The sequence below is a fragment of the Buttiauxella sp. genome (genome assembly GCF_049686335.1).
Lineage (GTDB): Bacteria > Pseudomonadota > Gammaproteobacteria > Enterobacterales > Enterobacteriaceae > Buttiauxella.
The window spans coordinates 25,149-37,126 of record NZ_JBAVHX010000009.1 but is presented as its reverse complement, the minus strand read 5'-3'; the positions used below and the strand labels follow the sequence as shown (position 1 = coordinate 37,126).

9 protein-coding genes are annotated in these 11,978 nt (G+C 52.5%); 6 read left to right on the top strand and 3 right to left on the bottom strand.

The genetic code is table 11. From position 1 onward, the window contains the following. Nucleotides 1-74 precede the first annotated feature (74 nt). Together WBL83_RS07135 and WBL83_RS07130 are read left to right on the top strand one after the other, a co-directional pair. Entirely contained in the window at nt 75-380 is a 306-nt protein-coding gene (locus WBL83_RS07135; protein WP_424588484.1) for a type II toxin-antitoxin system RelE/ParE family toxin, read from the top strand. Nucleotides 381-421: 41 nt separating this feature from the next. Beyond that, nucleotides 422-751, top strand: coding sequence for a HigA family addiction module antitoxin (locus WBL83_RS07130; RefSeq protein WP_424588483.1), 330 nt, complete (start codon nt 422-424; stop codon nt 749-751). 63 nt (nt 752-814) lie between these two features. Here the strand turns inward: WBL83_RS07130 and WBL83_RS07125 are convergent, their stop codons facing one another. Genes WBL83_RS07125 through fes form a run of 3 tightly spaced genes read right to left on the bottom strand, consistent with a single transcriptional unit; the run spans nt 815 to nt 6,247 of the window. After that, on the bottom strand, nt 815-4,753 hold the full coding sequence (locus tag WBL83_RS07125) for an enterobactin synthase subunit F (protein ID WP_424588482.1): 3,939 nt from the start codon (nt 4,751-4,753) through the stop codon (nt 815-817). A gap of 7 nt (nt 4,754-4,760) precedes the next feature. Beyond that, a complete protein-coding gene (locus WBL83_RS07120; protein WP_424588481.1) occupies nt 4,761-4,982 on the bottom strand; it encodes an MbtH family protein in 222 nt (73 codons plus the stop codon). A 17-nt stretch (nt 4,983-4,999) separates the two neighbouring features. Continuing rightward, the gene (gene fes / locus WBL83_RS07115; protein ID WP_424588480.1) at nt 5,000-6,247 is read right to left on the bottom strand and encodes an enterochelin esterase; all 1,248 of its coding nucleotides are present in this window, start codon (nt 6,245-6,247) and stop codon (nt 5,000-5,002) included. Between the two features lie 279 nt (nt 6,248-6,526). Here fes and WBL83_RS07110 point away from each other — a divergent pair, with 279 nt between their 5' ends. From WBL83_RS07110 to WBL83_RS07095, 4 genes are all read left to right on the top strand, one after another. Next, nucleotides 6,527-8,809 carry a TonB-dependent siderophore receptor gene (locus WBL83_RS07110; protein ID WP_424588479.1) on the top strand — a complete coding sequence of 761 codons (2,283 nt, stop codon included), beginning with the start codon at nt 6,527-6,529 and terminating at the stop codon, nt 8,807-8,809. 117 nt (nt 8,810-8,926) lie between these two features. Further along, complete coding sequence (entD, locus tag WBL83_RS07105) at nt 8,927-9,601, top strand: enterobactin synthase subunit EntD (protein WP_424588478.1); 675 nt, start codon at nt 8,927-8,929, stop codon at nt 9,599-9,601. Nucleotides 9,602-9,703: 102 nt separating this feature from the next. Beyond that, nucleotides 9,704-11,047, top strand: coding sequence for an NADP-specific glutamate dehydrogenase (gene gdhA, locus WBL83_RS07100; protein ID WP_424588477.1), 1,344 nt, complete (start codon nt 9,704-9,706; stop codon nt 11,045-11,047). Nucleotides 11,048-11,251: 204 nt separating this feature from the next. Then, a complete protein-coding gene (locus WBL83_RS07095) occupies nt 11,252-11,926 on the top strand; it encodes a YopT-type cysteine protease domain-containing protein (RefSeq protein ID WP_424588476.1) in 675 nt (224 codons plus the stop codon). The last annotated feature ends 52 nt before the right edge of the window (nt 11,927-11,978 follow it).

Here is an 11,978-nt window from a genome sequence, read left to right as displayed (position 1 = left end):
ATGCACACTCACACAGTGCAAGCATGCAAGTTGTGTTTTACTGTCCATCCGGTCACTCAGATGGAACCAGCATCATGGAGAAGATGCGCACGATAAGTAGTTTTAGAGATCCATGGCTCGAAGATTTCTTTCTGTTCACTCGATACCATCAAAAAATTCCGCCCAGTATCGTTAACGTACTGGCGCGAAAATTAGATTTAATCAATGCCGCCGTAACTTATCAGGATTTACGATCGCCTCCGGGAAATCGCTATGAAGAACTAAAATCACCACTGGAGAAGTATTCCTCAATCAGAGTGAACAACCAGTACCGGCTTATCTTCATCTGGCATAACGGCAAAGCGCACAATATTTATCTGGATGATCATGGCTATCGATAGCATGACTAATTCGACCAGTAACCACGCAATGAGGATTAATTATGGTCCAGGCACAGCGTAAACCGACTACCGTTGGTGATGTGCTGCTTTATGAATACCTCGAACCAACTGGCCTACGTATTAACGACCTGGCTGAAATGCTTCAGGTTCATCGTAATACAGTCAGCAAGTTGCTCAATAACAACAGTAAACTCACGACAGACATGGCCTTCAGACTAGCCAAAGCATTTGATACTTCAGTAGATTTTTGGCTCAACCTACAAACCAACCTCGATATCTGGGAAATTCAAAATGACCCACGTACCCAGGTAGAAATCAGCCGCATTATTACGCTTAAAGAGATGCTGGAGCGTAAAGCCCGGGCAGCATAGGCGACACGGTGGATGGTGCTAACGCTTATCTGTAGGTCGGATAAGCGTAGCGCCATCCGACACTTAAGCTAATACCCGCTGCAACACCGGGCCAATTTCCACAAAAGCCTCTGGCGAAATAATATCGACGTGGGCGCAGTCCAGACGGAAAACTTCAAGTTCAGCTATCCACGGTGCCCAGGTTTTTTGCGGATCCATTCCTTCAGGTAAGGTACGTTCGGCAACAAACAACGTCGCTTTCCCGCCAAATGGCGCACTTTTCGCGGTCGTTAGCAACCGCACTGCATCACCGTAGTTCCCTTCGATGGCCTCGAATAACGCACTGGACGTTTGGCTCTGTTGTGCTGCCACAAAGGCTTCACGTTCACGGTTAATCTCGTCTAATACCGCAGGATCGAGTTCATTCGCTCCCTTTTCCGCCCAGTTTTGTGTTTCTGGTGGCCAGGTATCAAGCAGCCCAAGGAAAGCAACTTCTTCGCCTGCCGCCTCGAGTCTCGCCGCAATACCCTGCGCCAGCGTCCCGCCTAACGAATATCCCATCAGATAATACGGGCCATGCGGCTGAAGCTGACGCAGGGTTTGCAGATGTGAGTCGCACACTTGCGCCAGATTTTCCGCCTGCTGCATCGGGCCTGTCGGGCGAGGTGACTGAATGCCGGTAATCGACCAGCGCGGGTCGAGGTAACGTTGCAACACACTAAATTGCCATGCAAAACCCGATGCCGGATGGAAGCAGTAAAGCGTCGGCCCATGGCTTTTACGCAGCGGCAGTACCGCGTCAAAACCCGCGCGCCCCGCCTCTTCTTCGCTCTGCTCTTGCGCCAGAGTTTGAGCAAGTTGGCCGACGGTGGACGCCACCATCACCTGCCCCACCGTCACCGGCCTTGCAAGAGTGCGACGCAATTCAGCAGACAGCCGCATCGCCAGTAATGAATGGCCGCCAAGGGCAAAGAAGTCATCATCGACCGACTGAATTTCACAGCCCAACAACCGGGCGAAAGCCTCTGCGATAACGGTTTCCAGCTGCGATTCAGGCGCTCGCCCCGTCGCGCCTGACGCCAGTTCTGGTAACGGCAGAGCTTTGCGATCCAGCTTGCCGTTGGCGCTGAGCGGGAATTCATCCAGCTGGATGAGCGTTACCGGCACCATATGCGCAGGCAGAACCGCGCTAAGCTGTTCACGCAATGGCTCAAGAGGCAAAGCCTGACCCGATGCTGAAACCACGTAACCGACCAACTGGCGTGCATCACCCCCGCTGGCCGCCGCCTGGTTCAGCACACAGGCATGAGTGACCGCTTGCGCGACATCCGGTAACGCCTGCAACGCGCGGTCGATATCCCCTAATTCAATACGCTGACCACGGATTTTTAACTGGTCATCACTGCGCCCGAGATATTCCACCGCGCCGTCATCCAGCCAGCGCGCCACATCACCGGTACGATACATCCGCAGGCCTGGGGCAAAAGGATCGGCGACAAAGCGGCTGGCGGTGAGATCCGGGCGGGATAAATAGCCCTGCGCCAGCTGAATACCCGTGAGGTAAAGATCGCCGGCAATGCCTGGCGGAACCGGGCGCATCGCAGAGTCCAGGATGCGTAAACCGGTATTCCACACCGGCCAGCCAATCGGCACGCTGCTTCCGGATACCCGCGCCAGTTCATCACCAAACGCCGGATACCAGCTCACGTCAACCGCGGCTTCCGTTGGCCCGTAAAGGTTGTGCAACGGTGCATGGGTCAGGTATTCCCACTGGCGGCACAGCTCGGTTGGCAGCGCCTCTCCGCTACAGAAAACGCGACGTAATGTGCCACAGCTGGCAATCGCCTCGTCGTCATTCAGTGCCGCGACAAACGCACTTAACATCGACGGCACAAAATGGGTGGTCGTGACGCGATAACGGCTAAACAACTGCTGTAACGCCTCAGGATCGCGGTGCGCTTCCGGCGGAGCCATCACCAGTTGTGCGCCGACCAGATACGGCCAGAAGAACTCCCACACCGACACATCAAAACTGCACGGAGTTTTCTGTAAAACCACATCATCGTCGGTTAACGGATAATGATTTTGCATCCACAACAAGCGGTTAACGATAGCCTGTTGCCCCACCATCACCCCTTTCGGGCGCCCCGTTGAACCGGAGGTGAAAATCACATACGCGGTGTGTTCAGGAAGCGAAAGGGAGTGGCGTTCCGGCAAATTCCGGGTGTCCAGCAACGTCTGGTAACTGAAGGTTTGCAAACTCTGGAGGCAACTAAAACGTGGCAGCTGATCTTCGGCGGTTAGCAGCAAACGTGGCGCCGCATCTTCCAGCATCATATGCAGACGGTCATCGGGATAACCGGTATCGAGCGGCAACCAGGCAGCACCCACTTCCACAATGGCCTGCAACGCCAGTGATAAAAACACCGAACGCGGTAATGCCACAGCGACCACATCGCCTGGTTTCACCCCACGCGCCTGCAACTCACACGCCAGGGCACGCACTTGTTGATGCATCTCGCGATAGCTGAACTGATGGTGTTCATCCGCCAGTGCAGGAGCATCAGGCGTACGCAGAACCTGTTCGGCAATTAACTGGCTGAGCGTTGTCGCCGGAACCGGCGTTTGCGTGGCATTGACGCTGTCCAGTAATGCGGTTTCGGACTGATGCAGCAGTTGAGCGTCAACACAACGTAATGCGGGATTGGCCGCAAACTGGCGCAAAAGAAGCGGTAAACGATCGAGATGTTGCTGCAACGTGTGCGCTTTATAACGCCCGGCATTGGCGAGGATCTCAAGGGAGAAGTCACCTTGCTCGCTGATATACAGCGCAATTTCCAGATCACGCACCGGCCCCGATGCCAGTTGATGGGTTATCCCTTCCATGCCATTGAAATCGAGTCGGTAATCGAACATTTTCAGGTTCAGTACCGGACCATATAACGGCTCGCCGCTGGACACGTTCCCTAAATCACGCTGAATTTGTTCGGCATCGTAGCGCTGGTAACGGCGCATGCCTTTTAACTCTTTCGCCAGATTTGCGGCCAGTGCCGCAAGGGTAAAGTCAGGTTCGATACGCACACCAAAGGGGAGCACGTTTAACACCGGGCCGGTTGCACACAACGCAGCAGAACCCATGCGGCGCATGAAGATGAAGCCCGCAGAATAGTCCACGCGTCCGCTTAAGCGCCCGAGCCACAAAGCCACCAGCCCTATTGCCATATCGGCGGCGGTGAGATTTTTAAGGCGTGCGCTGTTCACCAGTTCCTGAAACTCAGTGCGGTCAACATGCAGCGACTGGCGAATCAGTTGCGTGGTAGACCCAGGTCCTGTCAGCGGTGTGGTTGAAAGCGTTGCCGGAGGCGGCAGCTGTTGGGTTTTAGTCGCCCAAAACGCGGCATCGCGCTGCCAGGCGTCAGATTTTTGGTACTGCTGGTATTCGCTGACCACCTCTTTAAACGGGGTAAATGGGGCGGGTTCAGGTGTCTGGTCCTGGCAGTAAGCGCTATAAATATTGGCGATACGGCGGGTAATGGCGGTGAAACTGAAGCCATCGACGACCAAATGGTGGAAACGTTGATACCAGAACCAGCGCGTGTCACCTACGCGCAGTAGTTGATGATGGTAAAGCGGTTTGCCGCTACTGATGCGTAAATCCTGCCCGAGATCGTCGCGCATAATCGCGAGTGCTGCCGCTTCAGGATCAGTGGCTCCACGCAGATCCTGGCAAACTGGCTGCGTGAATGAAGCGTCAGGAACCACCCACTGACGCGCTTCGCCATCCACTTCACTAAAGCGCATGCAAAGGGTGTCAGCCTCTTTCATTCCGGCAACGATGGCCTGACACAGCAGCGCTTCATTAAGCTCACCGTTTACTTCAACATAATGAGCCACACTCCATGCATTGGCATGTGGCGATAGCTGATCCGCCATCCAGATGCCGGGCTGCGCCGCGACGAGGGGCATACTGTCGAGATGAGTGTCGGGATCCGTATCGAGAGGTTGTTCTTGTGCAGGTGTCATTATCAATTCACTCACCGCTCACCCCAACTTGCGCAAAGGTTGAGGGCTGTAACTGTGTCCAGTTTTCAAGCAGCCAACGCTGACATTCGTCGTGTGATGCGGGTTCACAAACCACCTGCCAGCCATCCGGTAATGCGCAATGTTCAGGCCATAAACTGAACTGCCGTAGCGCATTTTCAAGAATGAAAAAACGGCTCTGCAACGAGTCGAATGGATTATTGAATTCCATGCCTTACTCCTTTTTTATCAATGCCCGTCATACTTCGCATCGCGGGACTCATAAGGCGTTTTCCACAGCCAGGCTAAACCGTCTAGCAGTCCGCCTCGCCAGCAAAGCGCATCGTGCCCACCGTCAACCTGACGGTAGAAAACAGCTCGCTGTGTTTGTTGTAGTAAGGGATAAATTCGTTGATTGACCTGATGGATGAGCGGTTCTCTGACCCCTGCTTCCAGATAAATACGTAACGGTTTGTCGCACTGCAGCCCGTCTTCAAGCTGCTGTATTAGTTGCCCACCCTGTCCTGCGGTTTCACGCTTCGGCCACCAGTACGAACCGGACTGGCTCAGCACACAGCCAAATTGTTCCGGCCAGTGGAGTGCGGCATAAAGCGCTGACAGCCCACCAAAACTTTGCCCCGCCACCACCGTGGTTTCCGGGTTTTCACGCCAAAGGACATGGGTGCGAAGCAGTGGCAAAAGTTCGTCTTGTACCGCACACCAGAATTGCGCATTACACGGCAGTTCGTTACTGCGCGTCGCGTTGTCGATGACATCAATCAGCACGTAGACCGCAGGCGGCAACTCTCCGGCATCCGTTTGCGCCTGTAACGCGGGCCATACGGGCATCCCTTCTGCCCAGAATTGCCCATCGAGCAAAATCGCTAGCGGGCGCTGCTCAGGAGATGCGTCGCCGGTGGCGAAAATCCACACCCTGCGCTGATTGTTTAATCGCGTGCTACTCCAGGTGATGCACTGCGCCTCGTGGTATGGCGGTTCGAGGTGTTCCCAGGCGGCTTGCGCTGGCGCATCTGGCAGATGAAGTGCGGACATCGGATGACCACGTCCGCCGTGCCAGCTTTCGGGATTGAGCGGGTCGGCAATCGCGCGCGGCAGCAGCTTTCGCCAGCCTTCACGCAATGCCATACGATCCGGCACCATGCCTTCAAAAGCTTGCGCGGGGAAATCCTCTTCGCAGGACGAAGGGATAAAACAGTAACTGCCGCGCCAGGTGCTGCTGAGTTGGGTTTCCCAGTGCCAGACATCGGTGCCCGCCAGGCGTTCAAGCGTTTGCGGACGAGAGCGTTGGTGATGGTCGGTGACGCCAGTGATGTAAATCCAGACTCGTTTAGTCGGTGAGGTTTTTTCGCAGCCTTGCGGGTCGCGCCACCAAAAATCCACCTTACATTGACCGTCTTTTTCACAGGTCACGGAGGGGATCCCTTGCGCCCGTTTTGCCTGCCACCAGCCTTCACTTCCTGTCAGCAAATTTTCCACTCGAACATAACCCTATGAAATTATTGATAACGATCAATAATCCTGAAATATATTGATAATACTATTGATAATTATTTTCATTTGCAATAGCGTATTTCCGCGCTTTGAGCTACCAGCTTCCTGGTGCAAAAACAATAAATTGCCGAACTGACCGCACAATTCCCTCATTTCAGGGCGACTGGCGGGGAGATTTCGGTATCACTAAGTGGAATCCATGCTGTGCTCGATCCCTCTGGGAACGGAATAACGCCGGGTACAGCGGAAAAGCAGGCCGCCATAATGAATAAAAAAATTAACTATTCCCTCGCGATGCTGATTAATTTGGGGATATACGGAGCCGCTGCTCCTGCCTTTGCGGCAGAACAGACGGCAGCTGCAACGGCTCAAACCGCTGCTTCCGCGAACGACAACACACAAAATCCTGGTGACGAAGACACCATGGTGGTGACCGCGGCCGAGCAAAACTTGCAGGCTCCTGGTGTTTCCACCATCACCGCTGAGGAGCTGAAAAAGCGCCCGCCAGCTCGTGATATTTCCGAAATTGTCCGCACCATGCCGGGCGTGAACCTGACCGGCAACTCCACCAGTGGTCAGCGCGGTAACGGTCGCCAGATTGATATTCGCGGCATGGGTCCGGAAAACACCCTGATCCTCATCGACGGTAAACCGGTGACCAGCCGTAACTCCGTGCGTCTGGGCTGGCGTGGCGAGCGTGATACGCGCGGCGACGCAAGCTGGGTACCACCAGAAATGGTTGAACGCATTGAAGTGATTCGTGGCCCTGCGGCTGCGCGTTACGGTAACGGTGCGGCAGGCGGCGTGGTGAATATCATCACCAAAAAAGGCACCGGCGAGTGGCACGGTTCCTGGAACACCTATCTCAATGCGCCTGAGCACAAAGATGAAGGCTCGACCAAACGTACCAACTTTAGCCTGAATGGCCCGCTGGGCGGAGATTTCAGCTTCCGTCTGTACGGTAACCTGGACAAAACTCAGGCCGACGCCTGGGACATTAACCAGGGTCATCAGTCTGAACGTACCGGGATTTACGCGGATACGCTGCCAGCTGGCCGCGAAGGTGTGATCAATAAAGACATCAACGGTGTGGTGCGTTGGGACTTTGCGCCGATGCAGTCACTGGAACTGGAAGCGGGCTACAGCCGCCAGGGTAACCTCTATTCCGGCGATACGCAGAACACCAACACCAACCAAATCGTTAAAGATAACTATGGCAACGAGACGAACCGTCTTTATCGCCAGAACTACTCATTGACCTGGAATGGCGCCTGGGATGACGGCCTGACCACCAGCAACTGGGTGCAATACGAGCACACCCGCAACTCGCGCATGCAGGAAGGTCTGGCAGGCGGTACTGAAGGTATCTTCTCCAGCGATAAGTTCAGTGATATCGACCTGAGCGACGTGCTGTTGCACAGCGAAGTGAACATCCCGATTGATTATCTTGTGAATCAAAATCTGACGCTGGGTACCGAATGGAACCAGCAGAAGATGAAAGATTTAAGCTCAAATAATCAAACATTTATGGGCGGTGATATTCCAGGATCCAGCAGCACCGACCGTAGCCCGTACTCCCAGGCCGAGATCTTCTCGTTGTTTGCTGAAGACAACATGGAATTGACCGACAGCACCATGCTGACGCCGGGCCTGCGTTTTGATCACCACAGTATTGTGGGCAACAACTGGAGCCCGTCACTGAACCTGTCTCAAGGTTTAGGCGATGACTTCACCCTGAAAATGGGGATCGCACAAGCATATAAAGCGCCAAGCCTGTATCAAACCAACCCGAACTACATTCTGTACAGCAAAGGCCAGGGTTGCTACGCCAGCGGCACCGGTGTGGGCTGCTACATGATGGGTAATGACGATCTTAAAGCTGAAACCAGCGTCAACAAAGAGATCGGCCTTGAGTTCAAACGTGATGGCTGGCTGGCAGGGGTGACCTGGTTCCGTAACGACTACCGCGACAAGATTGAAGCGGGTTACGCGCCTGTCGGTCAGACCGCTAAAGGCAGCACAAAAACAGATATTTATCAGTGGGAAAACATTCCTAAAGCGCTGGTAGAAGGTCTGGAAGGTGCGTTAAACGTGCCGGTTTCCGAAAGCGTGAACTGGACGAACAACATCACTTATATGCTGGAAAGTAAGAATAAAGAGACGGGCGAACGTCTGTCTGTGATCCCGGAATATACGTTGAACTCCACGCTGAGCTGGCAGATTCGCCAGGATCTCTCTGTGCAATCGACCTTTACCTGGTACGGCAAACAAGAGCCGAAGAAGTACAACTACAAAGGTCAGCCAGCAACAGGTTCAGAAACTAACGAAGTTAGCCCGTATAGCATCGTTGGCCTGAGCGGAAGTTGGGATGCGACTAAGAACGTGAGCCTGACGGCGGGTATCGATAACCTTTTCGACGAACGTCACTGGCGTGCGGGTAATGCCCAGACCACAGGTGGGAACACCGGTTATATGTATGGCGCAGGTGCCGCAACTTATAACGATTCTGGTCGTACTTACTTTGTGAGTCTGAATACACACTTCTAAGTTTCTGCTTGTAGGGCGGATAGCGCGTGCGCTTATCCGCCTTACAACAGCATCTTTTCCCAGGTCGGATAAGCGCAGCGTCATCCGACAAGACTGACGCTGTTTTTAAGTGATGCCATGCAATATCAACTTTCCCATTTCGATTTCCGCCCTGGTGTGCGCGTTTTCCGCGTCGATTTTGACGCCTCAACGTTTCATCCCGACGACCTGCTTTGTCTCCCCCATCATCGCCATTTATCCCATGCCGTCATTAAACGCCAGGCCGAACATCTGGCTGGCAGAATAGCCGCCCGTGAAGCGCTGCGTTTTCATGGAATAACGGAGGATGTACCGGGAATAGGCTTGCACCGCGAACCTTGCTGGCCACCTGGATTTACCGGCAGCATTACGCACAGCCGCAATGTGGCGCTGGCAACCGTGATGGCTGACAACCCCATTTCACGCGTGGGAACAGGCATCGACTTTGAGGAAATCATGCCTCTCGCCGTGGCGCACGATATATACGAAGGCATTATTGATAGCGCGGAGAAAGAACTGCTTGCTGCGTCATCCCTGCCGTTTAATTACGCATTAACGTTGGTGTTTTCAGCCAAAGAAAGTTTATTTAAAGCGCTGTTTCGCCACGTCGGGCGTTACTTTGACTTTTCAGCGGCATCCATAAGTAAAATTGATGACAGGCAAGTCTTTCTGACACTCAATCATTCGCTTGGCCCCTTTCGAAAAGATAATAAATTCAAAGTAATATGGAAAAGTCACGCCGCGCAATTAATTACACTAATACGGCTGGAGTAAGGATAAAGAGAAATTGCTTGCGGCTCGGTAATAAGTGAATGTTATATTCGAAAGACACAACATACCTATATAACATTACCTATAACAAGGACTCATCACGCTATGGAAAATTCGCTTTCTCTGGAGTCGTTCCTCTCTTCTGTTCAACAACGCGATCCGCACCAACCTGAATTTGCTCAGGCCGTCCGTGAAGTCATGACCACGCTGTGGCCATTCCTCGAACAAAATCCGCAATACCGCCGTTCTGCACTGCTGGAGCGTTTAGTCGAACCCGAACGTGTGATTCAGTTCCGCGTGACCTGGGTTGATGACAAAAATCAGGTCCAGGTTAACCGTGCGTGGCGTGTGCAATTTAGCTCGGCCATTGGGCCATTCAAAGGTGGAATGCGTTTCCACCCGTCGGTGAATTTATCGATCCTGAAATTCTTAGGCTTTGAGCAGACGTTCAAAAACGCACTGACCACTCTGCCGATGGGCGGGGGGAAAGGCGGCAGTGACTTTAACCCGAAAGGCAAAAGTGAAGGCGAGATCATGCGTTTTTGCCAGGCGCTGATGATGGAATTATATCGCCATTTAGGGCCAGATACTGACGTGCCGGCAGGTGACATTGGCGTGGGCGGACGTGAAGTGGGCTTTATGGCGGGAATGATGAAAAAGCTCTCCAACAACACCTCTTGCGTGTTCACCGGTAAAGGGTTGTCGTTTGGCGGGAGCCTGATTCGCCCGGAAGCTACCGGTTACGGCCTGATCTACTTCACCGACGCGATGCTGCAACGTCACGGGCTCGGCTTTGAAGGGATGCGTGTCGCGGTTTCCGGTTCCGGTAACGTGGCGCAATATGCGATTGAAAAAGCCCTGTCGCTGGGTGCGCGCGTGGTGACGGCATCGGACTCCAACGGCACCGTCGTGGATGAGGCCGGTTTCACCACCGAGAAACTGGCGCGTCTGGCTGAGATCAAATCCAGCCGCGACGGGCGTGTTGCCGATTATGCGAAAGAGTTTGGCCTGCAATATCTCGAAGGCCAGCAGCCGTGGAGCGTACCGGTGGATATCGCGCTGCCGTGCGCCACACAAAACGAACTGGATACCGAAGCTGCACGTACGCTTATCGCCAATGGTGTGAAAGCTGTGGCTGAGGGCGCGAATATGCCGACCACCATCGAAGCGACCAATCTGTTCCTCGATGCGGGCGTATTGTTCGCACCGGGTAAAGCAGCAAACGCAGGCGGCGTGGCGACGTCCGGTCTGGAAATGGCGCAAAACGCTGCGCGTCTGACCTGGAAGTCTGAAAAAGTCGATATTCGTTTGCATCACATCATGCTCGATATTCACGAAGCGTGTGTGAATTACGGCGGTGAAGATAAGCAAACGCATTACGTGCGCGGTGCCAATATTGCAGGCTTCGTGAAAGTGGCGGACGCGATGTTGGGACAAGGCGTGTTGTAAGCACCCTTCTTTGTATCGTTCTCACGCTGAATATTTACCAGCGTGAGAACTTAAATAATCATTAACTTTCTATACATATTCATATCAAGTATCTTTCGCCAGTTTAATAAACCACACCATACCAAGAAATATCTTATCTATGAGTAATATTTTTTTGCGGTGCATCTTTTTTATCACACTGTTTGTGACAGGCGAATTTAACCCATGAATCAATTAACATTAAGAATTATCCAACAATACAATGGAAAGTATTTTCCATTTTCACAAAATGATTACATCGTTAAAAACAAATGGGGTCACGCAGATCCAACCAAACGCCGCGGTGCCTGGACAGGAAATAGCTACGATAACAAGGGTAACGTAACTTCATACGGCTTCGAAGGGGGGTGCTGTTATGGTCTGGCCGCCGCTTACTTAGTCTATGGTTCCTGTTGGGATAAATTTATTCATACAATCAACTCGCCCAGGGGACAGGGATTGGTGCGCGGGGTGATGAATTTACAGGAACAACTATCGAAATTAAGTCAAATGTCGCAAAATATAGAAGTATTTAAAACTATATTATCCGCCAACGCGGTCAAATTCAAAAATGAATATCCTTCCATGTTTTCGTCAACACCAGAAAAAATGGCAAGCAACCTTATTTCAATTTTAAAAAATAACAATAATTACCACCTGAATATAAAAGGCAGCACCAGTGCACATTCTTTATCTCTGCGTCTGGAAAACAATACCTTTAAATTATTCGACCCTAATTATGGTTATTTCCAATTCCAATGGATTGAAGGCCAGAATCAGGCGATTGAAACATTCCTTACTCATTACTTTAATGAATATTATAAATCGTATTTTACCCTTGTCGCACAGCAGTTTTCATAAAGCCAGGATTTAGCAGCGCCCTTCCCCTAATCCTGTTTGAGAGAGAATTAGG

Excerpts from the sequence above, each read along its gene's own strand:
- WBL83_RS07135 (WP_424588484.1), top strand. The coding sequence starts at position 75 with ATGGAGAAGATGCGCACGATAAGTAGTTTTAGAGATCCATGGCTCGAA.
- WBL83_RS07130 (WP_424588483.1), top strand. The coding sequence starts at position 422 with ATGGTCCAGGCACAGCGTAAACCGACTACCGTTGGTGATGTGCTGCTT.
- WBL83_RS07125 (WP_424588482.1), bottom strand. The coding sequence starts at position 4,753 with ATGACACCTGCACAAGAACAACCTCTCGATACGGATCCCGACACTCAT.
- WBL83_RS07120 (WP_424588481.1), bottom strand. The coding sequence starts at position 4,982 with ATGGAATTCAATAATCCATTCGACTCGTTGCAGAGCCGTTTTTTCATT.
- WBL83_RS07110 (WP_424588479.1), top strand. The coding sequence starts at position 6,527 with ATGAATAAAAAAATTAACTATTCCCTCGCGATGCTGATTAATTTGGGG.
- entD (WP_424588478.1), top strand. The coding sequence starts at position 8,927 with ATGCAATATCAACTTTCCCATTTCGATTTCCGCCCTGGTGTGCGCGTT.
- gdhA (WP_424588477.1), top strand. The coding sequence starts at position 9,704 with ATGGAAAATTCGCTTTCTCTGGAGTCGTTCCTCTCTTCTGTTCAACAA.
- WBL83_RS07095 (WP_424588476.1), top strand. The coding sequence starts at position 11,252 with ATGAATCAATTAACATTAAGAATTATCCAACAATACAATGGAAAGTAT.